At 67.9% G+C, this 18757-nt stretch carries 16 protein-coding genes; 9 read left to right on the forward strand and 7 right to left on the reverse strand.

Annotation, left to right across the window (positions count from 1 at the left end; all coding sequences use genetic code 11):
* Both tnpA and VK682_RS21195 read left to right on the forward strand, forming a co-directional pair.
* Positions 1–405, forward strand: a complete 405-nt coding sequence (gene tnpA / locus VK682_RS21190; protein WP_278184865.1) for an IS200/IS605 family transposase — start codon at positions 1–3, stop codon at positions 403–405.
* Positions 406–454: 49 nt separating this feature from the next.
* The gene (locus VK682_RS21195) at positions 455–1240 is read left to right on the forward strand and encodes a Bug family tripartite tricarboxylate transporter substrate binding protein (protein WP_165616862.1); all 786 of its coding nucleotides are present in this window, start codon (positions 455–457) and stop codon (positions 1238–1240) included.
* A 236-nt stretch (positions 1241–1476) separates the two neighbouring features.
* On the opposite strand, the gene VK682_RS21200 is transcribed toward VK682_RS21195, so the two are convergent.
* Positions 1477–2973: a CAP domain-containing protein gene (locus VK682_RS21200; RefSeq protein ID WP_324782513.1), complete on the reverse strand. Its 1497-nt coding sequence runs from the start codon at positions 2971–2973 to the stop codon at positions 1477–1479.
* Between the two features lie 44 nt (positions 2974–3017).
* A complete protein-coding gene (locus VK682_RS21205; RefSeq protein ID WP_324782514.1) occupies positions 3018–5549 on the reverse strand; it encodes a M10 family metallopeptidase C-terminal domain-containing protein in 2532 nt (843 codons plus the stop codon).
* Between the two features lie 283 nt (positions 5550–5832).
* On the opposite strand from VK682_RS21205, the gene VK682_RS21210 reads away from it, so the two are divergent.
* Positions 5833–7206 carry a phosphomannomutase gene (locus VK682_RS21210; RefSeq protein WP_089849337.1) on the forward strand — a complete coding sequence of 458 codons (1374 nt, stop codon included), beginning with the start codon at positions 5833–5835 and terminating at the stop codon, positions 7204–7206.
* A 263-nt stretch (positions 7207–7469) separates the two neighbouring features.
* Here VK682_RS21210 and VK682_RS21215 read toward each other — a convergent pair whose 3' ends face one another.
* Positions 7470–7748: a hypothetical protein gene (locus VK682_RS21215; protein ID WP_324782515.1), complete on the reverse strand. Its 279-nt coding sequence runs from the start codon at positions 7746–7748 to the stop codon at positions 7470–7472.
* Between the two features lie 344 nt (positions 7749–8092).
* Between VK682_RS21215 and VK682_RS21220 the strand changes: the two genes are divergently transcribed.
* The 3 genes from VK682_RS21220 to kdsA are packed head-to-tail and all read left to right on the forward strand — an operon-like array spanning position 8093 to position 10691.
* Positions 8093–9076: a KpsF/GutQ family sugar-phosphate isomerase gene (locus VK682_RS21220; RefSeq protein WP_324782516.1), complete on the forward strand. Its 984-nt coding sequence runs from the start codon at positions 8093–8095 to the stop codon at positions 9074–9076.
* Entirely contained in the window at positions 9076–9870 is a 795-nt protein-coding gene (locus VK682_RS21225; RefSeq protein ID WP_089849341.1) for a 3-deoxy-manno-octulosonate cytidylyltransferase, read from the forward strand. The genes VK682_RS21220 and VK682_RS21225 overlap by 1 nt, the downstream gene beginning before the upstream one ends.
* On the forward strand, positions 9867–10691 hold the full coding sequence (gene kdsA, locus VK682_RS21230; protein ID WP_230796997.1) for a 3-deoxy-8-phosphooctulonate synthase: 825 nt from the start codon (positions 9867–9869) through the stop codon (positions 10689–10691). Before VK682_RS21225 ends, kdsA begins: the two co-directional genes overlap by 4 nt.
* A 96-nt stretch (positions 10692–10787) precedes the next feature.
* On the opposite strand, the gene rfbA is transcribed toward kdsA, so the two are convergent.
* From rfbA to VK682_RS21250, 4 genes are all read right to left on the reverse strand, one after another.
* Positions 10788–11669 carry a glucose-1-phosphate thymidylyltransferase RfbA gene (gene rfbA, locus VK682_RS21235; protein ID WP_089849346.1) on the reverse strand — a complete coding sequence of 294 codons (882 nt, stop codon included), beginning with the start codon at positions 11667–11669 and terminating at the stop codon, positions 10788–10790.
* A gap of 85 nt (positions 11670–11754) precedes the next feature.
* Complete coding sequence (rfbB, locus tag VK682_RS21240) at positions 11755–12804, reverse strand: dTDP-glucose 4,6-dehydratase (protein ID WP_089849348.1); 1050 nt, start codon at positions 12802–12804, stop codon at positions 11755–11757.
* A 4-nt stretch (positions 12805–12808) separates the two neighbouring features.
* Positions 12809–13372 carry a dTDP-4-dehydrorhamnose 3,5-epimerase gene (gene rfbC, locus VK682_RS21245; protein WP_089849349.1) on the reverse strand — a complete coding sequence of 188 codons (564 nt, stop codon included), beginning with the start codon at positions 13370–13372 and terminating at the stop codon, positions 12809–12811.
* A gap of 106 nt (positions 13373–13478) precedes the next feature.
* On the reverse strand, positions 13479–14504 hold the full coding sequence (locus VK682_RS21250; RefSeq protein ID WP_089849352.1) for a replication initiator protein A: 1026 nt from the start codon (positions 14502–14504) through the stop codon (positions 13479–13481).
* A gap of 450 nt (positions 14505–14954) precedes the next feature.
* On the opposite strand from VK682_RS21250, the gene VK682_RS21255 reads away from it, so the two are divergent.
* From VK682_RS21255 to VK682_RS21265, 3 genes are all read left to right on the forward strand, one after another.
* Positions 14955–16337 carry an AAA family ATPase gene (locus VK682_RS21255; protein WP_089849354.1) on the forward strand — a complete coding sequence of 461 codons (1383 nt, stop codon included), beginning with the start codon at positions 14955–14957 and terminating at the stop codon, positions 16335–16337.
* A gap of 68 nt (positions 16338–16405) precedes the next feature.
* A complete protein-coding gene (locus VK682_RS21260; protein WP_089849356.1) occupies positions 16406–17443 on the forward strand; it encodes a ParB/RepB/Spo0J family partition protein in 1038 nt (345 codons plus the stop codon).
* Positions 17444–17584: 141 nt separating this feature from the next.
* A complete protein-coding gene (locus tag VK682_RS21265; protein WP_324782517.1) occupies positions 17585–18676 on the forward strand; it encodes a DUF2793 domain-containing protein in 1092 nt (363 codons plus the stop codon).
* Positions 18677–18757: the final 81 nt, after the last annotated feature.

An 18757-nucleotide genomic window follows, 5' to 3' on the forward strand; every position in this document is an offset into this window, starting at 1 on the left:
ATGAGAAAACAAGCTTTAACACATACAAATAATGGCTTCTTTTCCCTCACCTACCATATGGTTCTGGTAACAAAGTGGCGCCAGCCGGTTCTAACCGGCCCCATGATCGACATGGCGCGCAGCATCACTGCTGCGCGCTGCGCCGCCCGATCCGGCGAACTGCTCGAGTTCGGGGGAGAGGAGGACCACCTCCATCTCCTGTTCTCGTTGCCGCCCGTGGCCGCGCTTGCGGACTTCGCCAACGCGCTCAAGACATCGACTTCGCGGCTGCTTCGGAGAGATTTCCCCGCCCTGAAGCGGCAGGGGCCGGCCCTGTGGTCGCCCAGCTACTTCGTCTGCAGTTGCGGCGGTGCCTGCCTGAAAACGGTCAAAAGGTATGTCCAGGCGCAAGAGCGCCCGGAGTGAGCTGACAGCCCACAGGGCTTCCCCACCAATACAGCAGCTTGGAAGGGGCTTGTGTCAGCTCGTTTTGGTCATCAAGATCACCGGTCAGGGCGGCAACAAGGGCGCCGCCGAAGTGGCAAATGCGGATCCCGACGGCTGCACGATGCTGTTCCAGCACGAGGCCATTCTGGCAAGCTATCTGACCGGGCGCGTCAATTTTTCATGGGACGGGTTCAGCCCGGTCGCCATGACGAATGTCGAACCCGCCATCTTCGCCGCCTCGCCGAATGCGCCGTTTTCCGATCTGGACGGCCTCATCTCCTATGCCAAGGACAACCCGGGCGAGGTGCTGGCCGCCGCCAGCATCGCCTCGAACACCCATTTCATCCTGCTGCAGTTTCAGGACTCGCTGGACATCAGCTTCAACATCATCGGCTATGAAGGCGGCAGGGAACGGGTGACGGCGCTGCTGTCGGACACGGTCCAGCTTGGGCAGGTCGGCGAATCCGATGGGCGGCAGTATTTCCCAGACCAGCTGAAGGCGCTGGCCATCTTCTCGGACAAGCGATCCGACACCCTGCCGGATGTGCCCACGGCCATGGAACAGGGGCATGACATCGAGATCAGCATGGCGCGCGGCGTGCTTCTGCCCGGGGGCGCCTCCGACGATCTGGTGGTGCTTTATGCGGAGCGCTTCGAAAAGGCGCTGCAGGATCCGGCGGCCATCGAGTCCCTGACGAAGATGGGCAGCTCCATCCGCTTTGTCGGCGGTCAGGATTACGCGGACTGGTGGGCCGATCAGGCGGCGCAATGGGAAAAAGTGGCGCGCGACATCGGCATCTACATGGTGAACTGAGCCCGCGACCGGATGGCCCTGACGGGCCATCCAGCCCTTCAATCCTGGTGATGACATGAGCAAACGACTATCCGGCATCCTGCTGGCGGCGGGGCTCTTGGGCCTTGCGGCCCTGATGTTCCTGCAGACCTTCAAGGTGCCGGATTCCGGCGCCCGCCCCGGCATAAGCCCAGGATCTTTCGCAGCAAAACCCGCGATCCGGCTCTGGCGCGGCAGCTGTCTGCCCGCGCCGGACCTCAGAAAATCTCAATATCCGAGGCGGTGACCTGCGCGTTCTGCTCGAAGGTGGCGACCAGAAGCTGGGCGTCGCCGCCCGCGCCGTCGCCATCGAACCAGAGCTGTCCCGACGCACGGTCGAAGATGAAGCGGTCATCGCCATCCTGCGCCCGGGTTCCGGCGACGAACAGATCCGCCTCCAGCAGCCCCGCCGCCAGCCCGCCAAACAGCGCGCCCTTCATCTTCAGAAGATCGCCCTCATTGGCCTCGTTGGTGTTGAAGTCGATGATGCGGTCGACATTGTCCCGCCCCGGCGCGCGGTCGAAGACGAAGGTGTCGGCTCCCGCCTGCCCGCGCAGCGTGTCGCGGCCCTCGCGCCCGGCGATCAGGTTGTCATAGGGATTGCCGATGATCAGGTTGTCGAGCCCGTTGCCGATGCCGTTGATCGTCAGCGGATCACCCGCCTTGGTCAGGACCGTCTGCAGATAAAGCCGCTCCACATGCGCGGGCAGCGCATAGGAGAAGAACGCCTTCACCGTATCCGCCCCCCCGCGGCCCGGCCCCTCGATCACCGTGTCGCCGGGGGTGCGCACCAGATAGGTGTCATTGCCCGCCCCGCCGATCAGCGTGTCGATATTGGGCCCGCCATCCAGAATATTGTCCTGATCATTGCCGCGGATTTCGTTGCGCAGCCCGTTGCCAGCCCCCAGCACGGCCTCGCCGGTAAGGAAGAGGTTTTCGATATGCTGGCGGCCCATGCGGAAATCGACCGAAGAGATCACCGTGTCGGTGCCACCCCATTTGCGGCTTTCCAGCACCAGATCGCCCAGATCGTCCACATGGAACAGATCGCCCCCCGGCCCGCCGATCAACTTGTCGGCGCCCGCGCCGCCATCGATCGTGTCATGGCCATACCAGCCGTTCAGCGTGTCATCGGCGCTGCCCCCGGTCAGCATGTCGCCGCCGCGGCTGCCCATCAGATCCTGCGGGCGGTCGGGCTGCGGTTCGGGATCGGGCGGGGTGCCGTCATCCAGCAGCAGCACGCCATCGGTGGCGGCAAAGTTCTGCGTCGCCATCACCGACAGCAGCGTGGCGCCGGAGGAATAGGTGAATTCGCCCAGCTCGATGCCGATGCCGATCACCTCATATTCGGGGCGAAGAATGTTGGCGCGGTGGCCGGGGCTGTTCATCAGGCTGACATGCAGATCCTCGACATCGTCGAAATAGCCTTCGGCGCCGCGCGCCGACTGCACCGCCAGATTTTCCCCCGACCGCCAGCTGCCGGAAAAATCGAAGCCCGCCGCGCGCATGCGGTCGGTGGCGCTGCTGGCGTCGCTGTCGCCGGGCAGCACCCGCCCGGAATGGCTGAAGATGTCACTGTCGAGCATCCAGTCGGAATGGATCTCTGCCGAGGCGTTCAGATGCTGTTCAAGCCGCAGGGCCTGCAGCCCCAGCGCCGCGCGTTCGGCATTGATGAGGTCGAGCATGTGACGCTCGAGATCGCTGGCGATGGACATATAGGTCTCCGTCAAGGCCATGATCCCCGCCGGGGCGGAGCTTTCTAGAAAAAAAGCACATCCCCCGGACCGAGGTCCACCCCCGCATTCAGCACGAAGGTCAGCTGCGCGGGTTTCGGCCCGGTGCCGTCGGGATCGACCCAAACTCCGCCGGTGGCGGCGTCATACAGCAACCGGTCCCCGGCATCGGCAGCGCTGCGGCCTTCGTGAAACATGGCCCGGCTGACCCCGCCCGGTGCCAGCCCGAACAGCTGCGCCTTGATCCAGAGCGCATCCTCGCCGGGGGTGAAATCCAGCACCCGGTCCACATTGTCCGGCCCCGGCGCGCGGTCGAAGATGAAGGTATCGGCCCCGCCCTGCCCGCGCAGGATGTCGCGCCCGCCGCGCCCGGCGATGACATTGTCATAAGGCGTGCCGACGATGGTGTTGGCCAGATCGTTGCCGATGCCGTTGATGGAAACCGGGGTGCCCGCAGCCGTGCGCACCGTCTGCAGATGGAGATCTTCCACATGCGCGGGCAGGGCATAGGAGCGGAAGGCCTTGATGGTGTCGTGCCCTTCGCCCGGGGCCTCGATCACCGTGTCGCCGGGGGAGCGCACCAGATAGGTGTCATGGCCCGCGCCCCCCACCAGCGTGTCGCTGTTCTTGCCGCCATCGAGAAGGTTGGCGCCCGCATTGCCGGTGATGCGGTTGGCAAGCCCGTTGCCGATGCCGCGCAGCGGCGCGGTGCCGGTCAGGGTCAGATCCTCCAGATGCGCGCCGCCCATCCAGAAATCCACCGAGGCCAGCACATGGTCCTGCCCCTGCCAGCGCGGGCTTTCCAGCACCCGGTCGCCAAGATTGTCGACGACATAGACATCCGAACCCGGCCCTCCCATCAGCAGGTCGGCGCCCGGCCCGCCATCCAGCCAGTCATTGCCCGACAGCCCGGTCAGCGTGTCGCTGCCGCCGCCGCCCGACAGGACGTCGCGCGCCATACCGCCGGTCAGCCGGTCGGCGCGGTCGGTACCGCTGGACTCTTCGGACGCGGCCAGCACCTGCGCGAACCAGCCCGGCATCAGCCGGTCCGCCTCCAGCAGATCCATGGCGCGGATCCGTGCCACCGGCAGGCCGGTGGCGGTGGCAGTGGTGAGGCGCAGCACCTCCCGGCCAAAGGCGATCTCGGCGCCATCCTCGGTCTCGCGCAGGGTCAGCTGGTCGGGATTGCGCAGGAAGGCCCAGCCCGACAGGTCGAGCCGGTCGATCCCCGGCTGGAAATCCGTGATCACATCCGGGGCGCCATCGGCGGTCAGCACGAAGATATCCGCCCCCGTCCCCCCGGTCAGCGTGTCGGATCCGGCCCCGTCCATCACGATGTCATTGCCCGCACCGCCAAGGATCCGTTCGGCCCCGGCGCCGCCCGCCAGCAGGTCATCGCCGCTGCTGCCCGCAAGCGGCGCCTCGGTCCCGGTCCCCTGCCGCAACAGCCCCGCAGGCAGGTCGGCGGCAAAGACGGTGATCCCCGGCTCCGATCCGGGGGTGACCGCCAGCCGCAGCACCCCGTCCGGCCCCACCGCCAGATCCATGGCAGAGATGCTGGCCAGCGTGCTGCCTTCGCCATCCTCCAGCGTGCCCATATGCAGCAGCCGCCCGTCGGGCAAAAGCTCGAACAGGCTGAGCCCATGTTCGGATCCGGCGGCGGCCAGCCAAACCCGGCCATGATGTTCTGCCACCTCCAGCAGGCGCACGCCCCCCAGCCGCATGTCGGGCGCGTCCATCACGTGATCGGTGGCGGTCAGCCGCCCGCCCGACCCGGCGCGGAAGACCGAGAGCGTGCCGCTGCCCTGCCCTGCCACCACCACATGGGCCACCCCGCCCGACAGGGTGCTGACCACCGCCGCAGCCCCCGCGATGCCCGGGCCGCTGTCCATGTCGAAGCGCTGCAGCAGCGCCGGGCGGCCCGCCTCGTCCAGCCGGTAGACCCCCAGCCCTGCGGCGCCATCGGCGCTGGCCACAAGGTAATCCGTGCTGCCATGGCGGTAGCTGGCAAGCCCGGTGATGCGCCCGCCCTCCCCAGCCAGATCCGCCGGGGTGCTGGCCATCTGCACCAGCGCGCCGGTCTGCGACAGCTGCCATGTCAGGATGCGGTCCTGCCCCTGCGGCGTGCCGAAGACGAGGCTGCGCGTGCCCTGATCCAGCTGCAGCACCTGCGCCAGATCGGCGGGCAGCGCCCGGGTGCCGGGGCTCGCGCCACTGCCGGAAAAGGCGCCGCCCTCACCCGTCGCAAAGCTCCAGAGCCCGGCGCGGTTCACCCCGGTCGCGGCCAGATGCGGCGCGGCGCCGCCCATGTCCAGCAGCAGCAGCCGGGTGTCCTGCCCCACGGCCACGCCACCGGGAAAGCCCGCCGCATCAAACCGCTGCGGGCTGCCCGCCCCGTCAAGCCGCCAGCCCGCCAGCCCCGCGCCGCCGCCGCGCGTGGCGGTGTAGATCACCACCTGCCCCCCCGCCGTGGCCAGTTCCAGATCGCTGACCCCGCGCAGGAAAGGATCCCCCGCCCCCGCGACCCGCATCCCCCGGTTCCAGTCCAGCTGCACCATGACACATCCCCGCCCAAGACCCCCGCCTGCGGAGATGCCCGCGCGGCGCGGCGGCAAGCGGGGACAGGATGTGGCAGGATCGCGGAGTTCGTGCCGGGTTTGACTCAAAGCCTGCCGATCCGGCAGCGCGGGGGCAAAACCTTTCGCATGCGAAAGATCCGGGCGTGCTGCAGCGGCACAGGCGTTGCGATCCTGTCATGGCCGCGCCTATAGAAAGCGGTGGGATCCCGGCTGCATCGCCGCAGTTCCGGGGCAGGGAACAACACGAGGGACAGAGCGGGTCATGGCACCAAAATTCGGAACAAGCGGGCTGCGCGGGCTGGTGACGGAGCTGACGCCCGCGCTGGTCGAGGATCACGTGCGGGCCTTTCTGGCGGCCTGCGACACTGGCGGCGCGATCTGTCTGGGCTGGGATCTGCGGCCCTCGTCGCCGCGCATCGCGCAGGATGTGATCCGCGCCGCCGCCAGCATGGATGTGGCGGTGATCGATTGCGGCGCCGTGCCGACCCCGGCACTGGCGCTGGCGGCGCAGGCGCGCGGCGCGGGGGCCGTGATGATCACCGGCAGTCATATCCCCGCCGACCGCAACGGGCTGAAATTCTACGTGCGCTCGGGCGAGATCACCAAGGAGGACGAGGCGGCGATCACTGCAGCGCTTGGCACCACGCCGCGCACCGACACCGCCCCCGAGACCCAGGCCGATCCGGATTGCGGCGCGCGCTTTGTCGCCCGCTATCTGCAGGCCTGCGGGACGGGCGCGCTCCGCGGGCGCCGCATCGGGCTTTACAGCCATTCCGCCGTGGGCCGCGACCTGATGGCCGAGATCCTGACCGGGCTCGGCGCCGAGGTGGTGGATCTGGGCCGCTCCGACATCTTCATCCCCGTGGACACCGAGGCGGTGGATCCGGAGGTGCGGGCGCAGATCGCGGACTGGGTGGCGGAGCACCGGCTGGATGCGCTGGTCTCTACCGATGGCGACAGCGACCGGCCGCTTCTGGCGGATGAAACCGGCGCCATCGTGCCCGGCGACATCATGGGCCAGATCACCGCCGCGGCGCTGGGGGCAGAGACCGTGGTGACGCCGATCTCCTCCAACAGCGGGGTGACGGCCAAGGGCTTTGCTGCAGTGCAGCGTACCCGCATCGGCTCGCCCTTCGTGATCGCCGCCATGGAAGCGGCAGGCGGCAAGGTGGTGGGCTATGAGGCCAATGGCGGCTTTCTGCTGGGGTTCGAGGCCGAGGGGCCCAAGGGATCCTTCGCCCCGCTGCGCACCCGCGACTGCGTGCTGCCGCTGGTGATGGCGCTGATCGCCGCAGGCCCGGGGCCGCTTTCGGCGCGCGTGGCGCAGGAGCCGCCGGTGGTGACGCTGGCCGACCGGCTGCAGGAGGTGTCGCAGGAGGCCTCGCAGCCTTTCGTGGCAGCCTTGGCCAGCGATCTAGAGGCGCGCGCGACCTTTCTGGCGGCACTGGGCGGCAGCGAAGCGGCGGTGGATCTGACCGACGGGGTGCGGATCACGCTGACGGATGGCCGGGTGGTGCATGTGCGCCCCTCGGGCAATGCCCCGGAACTGCGGCTTTACGTGGAGGCGCAGGACCGCGCCGGGGCGGAGGCGCTGCTGCAGGCGGGGCTGGCCGAGCTGCGCCGCAGGCTCGGCTGACCCTCCCCTCTGCCCCGGTCTGTACGGACCGGGGCAGGGTAGACAGCCTCAGAAAATCTCGATATCCGCTGCGGCCACCTGAGCGTTCTGGTCGAAGATGGCGACCAGAACCTGCGCCATCGGCGGTCAGCATCCCCGGCTCCGACCCCGAGATGACGGCCAGCCGCAGCACCCCGTCCGACCCCACCGCAGATCCATGGCCGCCGCGCCGTTCCGGCGCGGAACACCGCCAGCGTGCCGCTGCCCTGCCCCGCCATTACCACCTACACCTCGCCGTCCAGATCCGCGCTGACCACTGCCGAGGCCCCCGCGATGCCTGGGCCATTGCTCATGTCGAAACGCTGCAGCAGCGCTGGCGTGCAGGGGCTATTGAGGCGCCATGCGGCCACCCACGCGCCGCCGCGCGTGGCGGCATAGATCACCACCTGCCCCCCAGCAGAGGTCAGTTCCAGATCGGTAACCCCGCTGAGGAAGGGAGCGGTGATCCCCGCGATCCCGTCTTCCGAGTCCAGTTCAGCTGCACCACGGCACACCCCTGCCAAGACCTTTCGCTCTTGGGGGATACCACGCCGGGCAGGCCACAATCGGGGACAGGATGTGGCGGGATCTCGGAGTTCGGGCGCGATGTGAGTCACAGCCTGCGCAGCAGACCCAATAAACCTTTCGCATGCGAAAGGTTGCGCAGGGGCCGCGGGGGGGACATGCCGCTTGAAACCCTTGCCCGGGTCATCGACAATCGCGCTTCGGGTGGCGGCCATTGCGGCCCGGATGTGCCTGCCCTTGCCAGAGACCGCTGCCTCTGCTTCACCCGCAGGGACAGGCCGCGACAGGGCAGGGGCCCGGGCCTGCGGTATCGGGCCGGAAAATGTGATGGGGAGACTCCGCCTTGAATGATGCGGCAGAGATCTGGGGCCATGTCCTTGACGGGTTCGTGACCCGGTTCACCGAGGTGGTGGCAAAGGAGGCCGACGCGGTAAAGGCGCTGGCCCTGGCGGATCCGCAGGCCATCGCCGCCGCCTGCCAGCTGATCTTTGACTGCCGCGGGCGGGTGATCTGCAGCGGCATGGGCAAATCCGGCCATATCGCGCGCAAGATCGCCGCCACCCTGTCCTCGACCGGCACTCCTGCGCATTTTGTGCATCCCGGCGAGGCGAGCCATGGCGATCTGGGCATGATCCAGCCCGGCGACGTGCTGCTGGCGCTGTCCAATTCCGGCGAGACGCGGGAGCTGGCCGATGTGCTGACCTATGCCGCGCGCCGCGCCATCCCGATGATCGCCATCACCAAAAGCGCCGACAGCGCGCTGGCCCGTCATGCGGCGGCGGTGCTGCTGCTGCCGGACATGCCAGAGGCCTGTTCGATCCACATGGCGCCCACCACCTCGACCACCTGCAGCCTTGTCATCGGCGATGCGATGGCGGTGGCGGTGATGCAGGCACGCGGGTTCCAGCGCGAGGATTTCCTTGGCTTCCATCCCGGCGGCAAGCTGGGGGCGCAGCTGCTGACGGTGGAGCACCTGATGCACAAGGGTGCTGCGCTGCCGGTGCTGGCGCCTTCGGCCTCGATGGAGGAGGCGATCCTCGAGATGACCTCCAAGGGCTTCGGCATCGCGGCGGTGGTCGAGGACGGGCGGCTGCTGGCCGTGGTCACCGATGGCGACCTGCGGCGCAACATCCGCAACATTCTGGACAAGGCGGTGTCCGAGGTGGTCAATTACACCCCGAAGGTGATCGCCCCGGGGGCCCTTGCCTCGGAAGCCCTTGGCATGATGAATGCGCTTCGCGTCAATGCGCTGTGCGTCGTCGGCGAAAACAACAACCTGGTCGGTCTGATTCATCTGCACGACTGTCTGAGAGCCGAGGTGGCCTGATGCCCGAACCGATCATCCTCATTCCCGCCCGCTATGCCTCGACCCGCTATCCCGGCAAGCCGCTGGTCAGCCTGAAAGGCGCCGATGGCGAAAAGACCCTGATCCAGCGCAGCTGGGAGGTGGCCTGCCGCGTGCTGCCGCGCGACCAGGTCTATGTCTGCACCGATGACGACCGCATCATCGCCGCCGCCGAAGGCTTCGGCGCCCAGACGGTGCTGACCTCGGACCGCTGCCGCAACGGCACCGAACGCTGCGCCGAGGCGGTGCGGAACCTAGGCACCGATGCCGAGATCGTGGTCAACCTTCAGGGCGACGCGCCGCTGACCCCGTCATGGTTCGTCGCCGATCTGATCGAGGCGATGCGCCGCGCCCCCGAGCTCAGCGCCGCCACCCCGGTGCTGCGCTGTGACGCCGCCACGCTGCAATCGCTGAAGAACGACCGCCGCGCCGGCCGTGTCGGCGCCACCACCGCCGTTTTCGGCACGGACTGGAACGCGCTTTACTTCTCCAAGGAAATCATCCCGTTCTGCGACCAGCTTGCCGCCGATGCACCGATCCCGGTGTTTCACCATGTTGGCGTCTATGCCTTCCGCGCCAAGGCGCTGGCTGCCTATCCCGACCTGCCGGTTGGCACGCTGGAACAGCTTGAAGGGCTGGAACAGCTGCGGTTTCTGGAAAACGGTCTGGTGATGAAATGCGTCGAGGTGAATGCCCGCGGCCGGGTGTTCTGGGAGCTGAACAATCCCACCGACGTGCCGCTGATCGAGGCGGAGCTGCAAAAGGAACTTGCATGAAAACGGTGACAGTCAAGGATGTGGCGATCAGCAACGCGGCCCCCCTCGCGCTGATCTGCGGACCTTGTCAGCTGGAGACGCTGGAGCATGCCCGCATGCTTGCGGAGGCCATCGCCGCTGCTGCCGAGGCGGCAGGCACGCGCTTCATCTTCAAGGCCAGCTTCGACAAGGCCAACCGCTCCTCGCTGTCGGGGACGCGCGGCGTGGGCATTGACGAGGGCCTGACCATCCTCTCGAAAATCGGCGCAGAATTCGGCTGCCCGGTTCTGACCGACATCCACGAGATCAGCCAATGCGCCCCCGTGGCGCAGGCGGTGGACATCCTGCAGATCCCCGCCTTTCTGTCGCGCCAGACCGACCTGCTGCTGGCTGCGGGCGAAACCGGCGCCGCGATCAACGTGAAGAAGGGGCAGTTTCTTGCGCCCTGGGACATGAAGAACGTCGCCGACAAGATCGCCTCCACCGGCAACGAGCGCATCCTGCTGTGCGAACGTGGCGCAAGCTTTGGCTACAACATGCTGGTGTCGGACATGCGGTCGCTGCCGATCATGGCGGAAACCGGCTATCCGGTGGTGTTCGACGCCACCCATTCGGTGCAGCTGCCCGGCGGCAAGGGCACGTCCTCGGATGGCCAGAGCCAGTTCGTGCCAGCCCTCGCCCGCGCCGCTGTCGCCGTGGGCAGTGCGGCGGTGTTCATCGAGACGCATGAAGAGCCCGCGCGCTCGCCCTCGGACGGGCCCAACATGGTGCCGCTGCACGAGCTGGGCGCGTTGCTGAAGACCCTGCGCCGGATCGATGACATCACCAAGGAAACCGCCTGACCGCGGGGGGCAGCCAGAAGACCTGCGCCAAGCGGGCCTTCTGGCGAAGGGAGCAGGAGTGACAGATCTTTCGCATGCGAAAGATCCGCTCCCGTTTCAGGTGCGGCCTTCGGCCAGCGCCAGCAGATAGGCGCCATAGCTGTTCTTGGAAAACCGCCGTGCGCGTTCGGTCAGCTGCTCGGCGGAAAGCCAGCCCATCTGGAAGGCGACCTCGTCCGGGCTGCCCACCTGCTGGCCCTGCCGTTCGGTGAGCGTGCGCACAAAATTCCCCGCATCGAGCAGCGAGCCATGCGTGCCGGTATCAAGCCAGGCATAGCCGCGGCCCATGCGTTTGACCGTCAGGGTTCCGTCGAGCAGGTAGCTTTCCAGCAGGCTGGTGATCTCCAGCTCGCCGCGCGGCGAGGGCTGCACCTTGCGGGCGCGGTCCGGGGCGGTTCCGTCGAGGAAATAGAGCCCGGTGACGGCATAGGAGGAGGGCGGCACCTCGGGCTTTTCGATGATGGCGCGGGCATTGCCCGCAAGGTCGAAATCCACCACACCATAGCGTTCGGGATCGGCGACGTGATAGCCAAAGACCGTGCCGCCGGTGTCCTGCGCCCCGGCCTCGGCCAGAAGGTCGGGCAGGCCATGGCCGAAGAAGATGTTGTCGCCCAGCACCATGGCCGAGGCCGCGCCGTCAAGGAAGTCTTCGGCCAGCAGATAGGCCTGCGCCAGACCATCCGGCGAGGGCTGTTCGATATAGGTCAGATCCAGCCCCCACTGGCTGCCATCGCCCAGCGTGCGCTGGAACTGGTCGCGGTCCTGCGGCGTGGTGATCACCGCGATCTCGCGCAGGCCCGCCAGCATCAGCGCGGTCAGCGGGTAATAGATCATCGGCTTGTCATAGACCGGCAGCAGCTGTTTCGACACGCCCTGCGTGATCGGATAGAGCCGCGTGCCGGAGCCGCCTGCCAGAATGATGCCCTTGCGTCGTGTCATCGTCACCAGACTCCTTGTGTAAACCCTTACGCAGCGCCGTCTGCCAAACCTTTCGCATGCGAAAGGTTTGCGCAAGGTCCGGGTGTCATGCGGTGACGCCCAGCCGTTCGCCCACGCCGTGGCGCGACTGCAGCGCCTGCCACCAGGCGGGATTGTCGAGATACCACTGCACCGTGCGACGCAGGCCTTCTTCCACCGTGACCGAAGGCCGCCAGCCCAGTTCCTCGCGGATGCGGGTCGGGTCGATGGCATAGCGCGCGTCATGGCCCGGACGGTCGGTCACGAAGGTGATCTGGTCGGCATAGCTGCCGCTGGCCTTGGGGCGCAGATCGTCGAGGATGGCGCAGAGCGTGCGCACCAGGTCAAGATTGCTGCGCTCGTTCTCGCCGCCGATATTGTAGCTGCGCCCGACCGCGCCCTTCTGCACCACCAGCAGCAGCGCGTCGGCGTGATCCTCCACGTAAAGCCAGTCGCGGATGTTGGAGCCGTCGCCATAGATCGGCAGCGGCTTTCCGGCCAGCGCGTTGAGGATGATGACCGGCACCAGCTTTTCGGGGAAATGATAGGGACCGTAATTGTTGGAGCAGTTGGTCAGCACCACCGGCAGGCCATAGGTCTCGTGCCAGGCGCGGACCAGATGGTCCGATCCGGCCTTCGACGCCGAATAGGGCGAGCGCGGATCGTAAGGCGTGGTCTCGGTGAATTTCACCGCCGGATCGGCGGGCAGCGAGCCGAAGACCTCGTCGGTGGAGATGTGGTGAAAGCGGAAAGCCGCGGGGCGGCCTTCGGCCTGCCAGTAGCTCCGCGCCGCCTCCAGCAGGGTGTAGGTGCCGGTGATGTTGGTGTCGATGAAGGTGCCCGGCCCGTCGATCGACCGGTCGACATGGGATTCCGCCGCCAGATGCAGGATGGCCTCGGGGCGGTGCTGCGCGAGGATGCGGTCAAGCGCCGCGCGGTCGCGGATATCGGCTTGCTCGAAGGCGTAATCGGGGCTGTCGGCCACCGGCGCCACATTGTCGAGACAGGCCGCATAGGTCAGCGCGTCCAGATTGACCACCTGATGGCCGCGCGCGATGGCAAGCCGCACCACCGCCGAACCGATAAACCCGGCGCCGCCGGTCACAAGGATCTTCATGCTGTCAGTCTTTCCATGCGAAAGGGCTGTCAAACCCGGCGATGCCGCCCGCCTCGGCATCCTTGGCGGAAATCACCGGCTCGATCCCCGACAGCGGCCAGTCGATGCCGATCCCGGGGTCGTTCCACAGCAGCGCGCCTTCGGTTTCCGGCGCATAGGTGTCGGAGCATTTGTAGACGATCTCGGTCTCGGGCAGCAGGGTCATGAAGCCATGGGCAAAGCCTGCGGGCACCAGCAGCTGGCGGCCATTTTCGAAGCTCAGCTCATAGCCCACCCATCTGCCATAGGTCGGGCTGCCGCGGCGGATGTCCACCGCCACATCGAAGAGCGCGCCGCGCCCGCAGCGCACCAGCTTGTCCTGCGCGCGGGGCGGCGCCTGAAAATGCAGGCCGCGCACCGTGCCCGGCGTCATCGACAGCGAATGGTTGTCCTGCACGAAATCGATGCTGATGCCGTGATCCGCCAGCGCCTTGCGCGACCAGCTTTCGGAAAAGAAGCCGCGGTGATCGCCAAAGCGTCGGGGGGTAATGAGCCTGACGCCGTCAAGCCCGGTCTCTTCGATCTGCATGGGCGCAAACGCCTTTCAATCCGGATGATGAATGCTGTCCGGCTCTTAGCATCCGGCCCCCGGCCTGTCACCAGCAGCCCCCGGCGCGCGCGGGATCCCGCGAGGATCAGCCCTCGCCGCGGCGGGCCAGCCAGCCCAGAAAGGCGCGGTCGGGGCTGCGCAGCACCGGGCTGCCGGAGCGGCGCCACATCGCCTCCCATTCCGCCTGCAGCGCATAGACATCGGCGCCGGGGGCTGTGGCGCGCGCGGCCTCCAGCGTGGCTGCGGCCAGCTGCGGGCGCGGGCTCTGGACGGGGGGCTCCACCATGCTGGCGCGGGGGCTGGCGCGGATCACGTCGCCCGGCTCCTCGGAGAGGTGGTAATCGGGCAGAAGATCAGCGGCGATCATGTCGCGCAGCATGCGGCGGAACACCCGGCGCGGCGAGGCGGATCCGGATTTCTTGTGCAGCACCTCCACCGAGACGCGCCATGCGGGCTGGCGGCCGCAATGTTTGCGGATCAGCTCGTAGATGCGCCGCTCCAGCGGCTTGCGCAGCTGGAAATACTCGCGGCTGAGCGTCAGCACCGATTTCGACAGCACCGCGCGCCACAGCCATTCGCTGAGCGTGACCGCGACGCTGACCATGCGCCCGCCGCGCGACTTGCGCACGATCTGCCAGCTTTCGATCAGGCCGAAGCCGGTGGTCACCTCATGGCCGCCGGTTTCGTAATTGGTGGTGATGCGCGTGCCCGCCAGCCGCTCGAAAGCCTCGCGCAGGCGCTTGTAGCCATCGCCAGAGGTTTCGCGGTTGGTGGCCACCAGCAGGTCATGGGCGCGCAGATGCAGGGTGCGGCTGAGGCTGCGGCCCGCATTCATCGCCGCCATCAGCTGGCTGATGCAGTAGATCAGGATGTCCTTGTCATGGATCGTCGCCAGCCCCTTGACCGAAGGCACCACCTCGATGCGGGTGCCGTTATGGTCATAGCTCAGGATGCGGCGGTCGGGCCGGGTGGCAAGGCTGAACAGCGGATGCTCCATGCTCGCCATGTCATCCTTCGGCGAGGCATCAAAGATGTCGCAGAGGAAGAAATCCGCCGTCGGTTGGCGGTCGGGCTCCCGCCCTCCGCCGCGTGCCGGGATCACCCCGCTCATCAGCCTGCCCTCTGCCCCGCCCCGGGGGATCGTCGCTGCGCGGCCGCTCTGCTGTCGGCCTTGGCGCATCGTGGTTTCAGTGACACCCAGACTAAAGTTGTCCACAGCCCGCGTCCAGTGCGCAGACCGCCGCGAACGTGGCTTTGGAGTCACCTCATCGGGGGATCGGAATCGTTTGAGCGTGGTTTCGGAATCGCCTGTGTCGCCCGTCAGCGCCGATCCGGCTTGAAATACAGGGGTTTGCACCGCAAGCCCGGGACCTGTAACATATAACTAACCCAATTTAACAGATCCCGCGCGACGGATTTGCCACAGGCAAGGCCCGGCCCGCCCGGACACCCCCCGACAACCCATAGATTTTGCAAAGAAATTATGATGGTGTCCTCAAAATCCTTTCATGTACCGCGTTTTGTGATATCCTGAAAAAAACGCGATACATGAGGCGCAGGCATGGCCCCCGAGACCCTGACCCTACCCCCCTATTTCAACATCGATCCCGATCAGGCGCTGGCCGATCTGGGCGCGCCCGCAGGCAGCGCGCGCTTTGCCGAGATCGCCGCCGCCTGCGGGCGCGGGCGCGACGATCTGGCCGGGCGCGGGCTCAACCCCGAGGGCCGCAAGGAACTGCGGCTCTTCTCCACATGGGAGATCACCCGCTACCTGATCCCGGTCGCACCCGCGCATTTCCGCCGGGTGCTGCGCCAGCATCCCGACCTGCCGCAGGGGCGTGCCGCCTCGGAAGGGGCGGCGCGCTGGTTCACGCTTGATGAGGTGCTGCGGCTGCGCGCGCATTTCGCGGCGGAAGGATCCCGGGCCAAGGAATACCGCCCCTACCGCCCCGAGGGCCTGCCCGCCAAGATCGTGGCGGTGGCGAATTTCAAGGGCGGGGTGGGCAAGACCTCGACCTGCGCGCATCTGGCCATGTCGGCCGCCCTTGATGGCTACAGGGTGCTGGTCATCGATCTGGACAGCCAGGGCTCGATGACCTCGATCTTCGGGGGGCGCGTGGCGGATGAATGGGCAACGGTCTTCCCGCTGCTCGCCCGCCATTACGCCCGCCACCAGCAGGCCGAGAACCGCGCCCGGGTGGATCGCGGCGACAGCCCGCTGCCGCTGGACGACACGCTGTCGGAGGCGCTGAAGCTGGAGGCGGGCGCGCTGGTGCAGAAAACCCACTGGCCCAATATCGACCTGATCGGCGCGCAGCTGAACCTTTACTGGGCGGAATTCCAGATCCCGGTCTGGCGGATGCAGGGGCGCAGCTGGAAGCTCTGGGATGCGCTGTCGGAAAGCCTCGAGGCGGATGGCATCCTTGACCAGTATGACCTGATCTTTCTCGATACGCCGCCCGCGCTGGGATATCTGACCATCAACGGGCTGGCGGCGGCGGATATCCTGCTGGTGCCGCTCGGGGCCTCGTTTCTGGAATTTGACAGCACGGGGCGGTTTTTCGACATGCTGCATTCCACCTTCGCCTCTATCGAAGAGGCGGAGAACATGGCGGCCCGCGCGCTGGGGCGCGAGGGGCTCGCCTTTGAATGGGATGCGGTGCGCGCGGTCATCACCCGTTATGACGGCAACCAGCAGGCGGAACTGGCCGCCCTGATGCAGGCCTATCTGGGTCCGGTGCTGAGCCCGCACCGGCAGGATTTCACCGCGCTGATCGGGCAGGCGGGCGAACAGGTGGCGGGCATCTACGAGGCCGATTACCGCGATTTCAACCGCGAGACCTATGCCCGCGGGCGGCAGACCTTCGACGAGACCTATGCCGCCTTCAAGCGGCTGCTGGTCGGCATCTGGCGGCGCGAGGATCTGGCGCGGGCCGAAGGCTGAGGCCGCGGCGCATCTCCATCTTCCGGCGCGGGCCCGCGCCGGACCAGCACAGGGAAAGGACCGGGGTCATGGCAAAACGCAGACGGCTGACACCCGCGCAGGCCGGGTTCGGGGCGGAACCGGATCCGCAGCCGGGCGCCGTGCCCGCACAGACAGCACCGGGGGCGGCAGCCCCAGCGCCGGGGCAGGGCGGGCCGCTCAGCCCGCTGCGCCCGCCCATCGCGCAGGTGGCGGGGGCCGCCGCCACCGAGGCGGCGCTGTCGGAGATGACCGGCATTCTGGCCCGGGCCGAGGCCGAGGGCCGGATGATCCGCGCCCTGCCGCTGGAGCAGATCGAGGCCGAGCATCTGATGCGCGACCGGCTGGGGGTGGAGCCCGAGGCTTTTGAGGCGCTGAAGCAGAGCCTGCGCGCCCGCGGCCAGCAGACGCCCATCGAGGTGATGGCGCTGCCCGGGGGGCAGGGTCCGCGCTACGGGCTGATCTCCGGCTGGCGGCGGCTGCTGGCGCTGCGCCAGCTTGCGGCAGAGACCGGCGAGGCGCGGTTTGCGCAGGTGCTGGCGCTGCTGCGCCAGCCGCAGGATCTGGCCGCAAGCTATGTGGCCATGGTCGAGGAAAACGAGATCCGCGCCGATCTTTCGCATTACGAACGCGCCCGCATCGTGCTGCGCGCGCTGGAGGCGGAGGTGTTCGAGACCGAGAAACAGGCGCTGCAGACGCTCTTTGCCTCGGCCTCTTATGCGCGGCGGTCCAAGATCAAATCCTTCCTGCCCGTGGTGCAGGCGCTGGACGGGGCGCTGCGCCATCCCGCCGCTCTGACCGAGCGGCTGGGGCTGGCGCTGTCGAAGGCGCTGGAGGCGGAGGGACAGGCGGAAGCCCTGCGCGCGGATCTGGAGGCGCGCCCGCCGCGCGATGCCGAAGACGAGGCGGCGCGGCTGCAGGCCTTTCTGGGGGCCCGCCGCGGCCCGGCCCAGCCTGCGGCGGTGCCCGCCCGCACCCCGCCGGTGCGCATGGAGGCGCGGGCCGGCCATGTGGTGCTGAGCGGGGAGGCGGTGGATCGCGGCTTCATCGCCGATCTTTCGGCCTGGCTGCGCGCGCGCGGGCGCTGAAACCTTTCGCATGCGAAAGGTTTCGCGGCGGGGCCTTGGGTGGCGCTGTTGCGGCGGCGGCACCTCCGGCGCGCGGGGCGGCAAGAAACCGGCAAGCTCCGCGCCTCTAGCCTGCCCGCGGATCAGACCGCGGAGAGCCCCATGCCCGACACCTCGCCCATCCTTGCCCTGCCGCTGCTGCAGCCCGCGCAGGCGCAGAAACATGTGACCGTGAACGAGGCGCTGCTGCTGCTGGAGGCGGCGGTGCAGCTGGTGGTGGAGGATCGCAGCCGCACCGCGCCCCCCGCCGAGCCGGGGCAGGGCCAGCGCCATCTGGTGGCGCCCGGGGCGGTGGGGGACTGGGCTGGGCAGGAGGGCGCGGTGGCGGTGTTCGACAGCGGGGTCTGGCGCTTCGTGCCGCCCGCCCCCGGCTGGTGGGCCGAGGTGCGCGCCGAAGGCCGGCAGGTGGTCTGGACCGGCAGCGCCTGGGAAATCCGCCAGCCCGATCTGGACCAGCTGCCGGGGTTGGGCATCGGGGCGGCGCATGACGCGGTCAACCGGCTGGCGCTGGCCGCCGAGGCCTCGCTCTTCAGCCATGCCGGGGCGGGCCATCAGCTGAAGGTCAACAAGGCCACGCCCGCTGACACCGCGAGCCTGCTCTTTCAGAGCAACTGGTCGGGCCGGGCCGAGATGGGGCTTTCGGGCCGCGACGACTGGGCGCTGAAGGTCAGCGCCGAGGGCAGCGCCTGGATCGAGGCGCTGGTGGTGGACGGGGAAACCGGCCATGTCAGCGGCGCGGCGGTGCAGGCCTCGGCCAGCGACGTGACGCCGGGGCGGCTGATGCGCGCCGATTACGGCTACAGCCGCGGCAACCTGCTGGGCGAGGTCAGCCAGAGCGGCGGCCAGCCCACCGGGGCCGCGATCCAGTCGGGCAGCACCGCCAATGGCAGCTTTCTGCGGCTTGCCGATGGCACGCAGATCTGCACCCACAGCCTGACCATGCTGGCCGGAGCCTATAACAATGTCGGCGGCACATGGTCCTTTGCCCAGCCCTTTGTCGGCACGCGCAGCGTCAGCCTGACCGCGCCCAATTCGGGATCCGACTACATCAACTGTTCCGCGTCGCAATTCGGCCTGTGCCGACAGGGATCCGGCGGCGTCTCGGTGGTGCTGAACCTGACCGGCATCACCCCGATCGACCCGGCGGCGCAGGTGCGCAACGTCCGGGTCAGCGCGATCGGGCGGTGGGTCTGAGAGACTCACCCGCGCGCAGACGGCCCTTCTGTCGCTGGCCGTCCGGGCCAGCGACGGGAAGTTTCCGGGATCCGGAAGACG

The sequence above is a fragment of the Salipiger marinus genome (genome assembly GCF_035481585.1).
Lineage (GTDB): Bacteria > Pseudomonadota > Alphaproteobacteria > Rhodobacterales > Rhodobacteraceae > Salipiger > Salipiger marinus.

What these genes read in the sequence shown, in the direction of transcription:
- VK682_RS21255 (WP_089849354.1), top strand. Translation starts at nt 14,955, where the DNA reads ATGGCCCCCGAGACCCTGACCCTACCCCCCTATTTCAACATCGATCCC.
- VK682_RS21200 (WP_324782513.1), bottom strand. Translation starts at nt 2,973, where the DNA reads ATGTCCATCGCCAGCGATCTCGAGCGTCACATGCTCGACCTCATCAAT.
- VK682_RS21260 (WP_089849356.1), top strand. Translation starts at nt 16,406, where the DNA reads ATGGCAAAACGCAGACGGCTGACACCCGCGCAGGCCGGGTTCGGGGCG.
- VK682_RS21265 (WP_324782517.1), top strand. Translation starts at nt 17,585, where the DNA reads ATGCCCGACACCTCGCCCATCCTTGCCCTGCCGCTGCTGCAGCCCGCG.
- rfbA (WP_089849346.1), bottom strand. Translation starts at nt 11,669, where the DNA reads ATGACACGACGCAAGGGCATCATTCTGGCAGGCGGCTCCGGCACGCGG.
- rfbB (WP_089849348.1), bottom strand. Translation starts at nt 12,804, where the DNA reads ATGAAGATCCTTGTGACCGGCGGCGCCGGGTTTATCGGTTCGGCGGTG.
- rfbC (WP_089849349.1), bottom strand. Translation starts at nt 13,372, where the DNA reads ATGCAGATCGAAGAGACCGGGCTTGACGGCGTCAGGCTCATTACCCCC.
- VK682_RS21250 (WP_089849352.1), bottom strand. Translation starts at nt 14,504, where the DNA reads ATGAGCGGGGTGATCCCGGCACGCGGCGGAGGGCGGGAGCCCGACCGC.
- VK682_RS21205 (WP_324782514.1), bottom strand. Translation starts at nt 5,549, where the DNA reads ATGGTGCAGCTGGACTGGAACCGGGGGATGCGGGTCGCGGGGGCGGGG.
- VK682_RS21225 (WP_089849341.1), top strand. Translation starts at nt 9,076, where the DNA reads ATGCCCGAACCGATCATCCTCATTCCCGCCCGCTATGCCTCGACCCGC.
- VK682_RS21210 (WP_089849337.1), top strand. Translation starts at nt 5,833, where the DNA reads ATGGCACCAAAATTCGGAACAAGCGGGCTGCGCGGGCTGGTGACGGAG.
- kdsA (WP_230796997.1), top strand. Translation starts at nt 9,867, where the DNA reads ATGAAAACGGTGACAGTCAAGGATGTGGCGATCAGCAACGCGGCCCCC.
- tnpA (WP_278184865.1), top strand. Translation starts at nt 1, where the DNA reads ATGAGAAAACAAGCTTTAACACATACAAATAATGGCTTCTTTTCCCTC.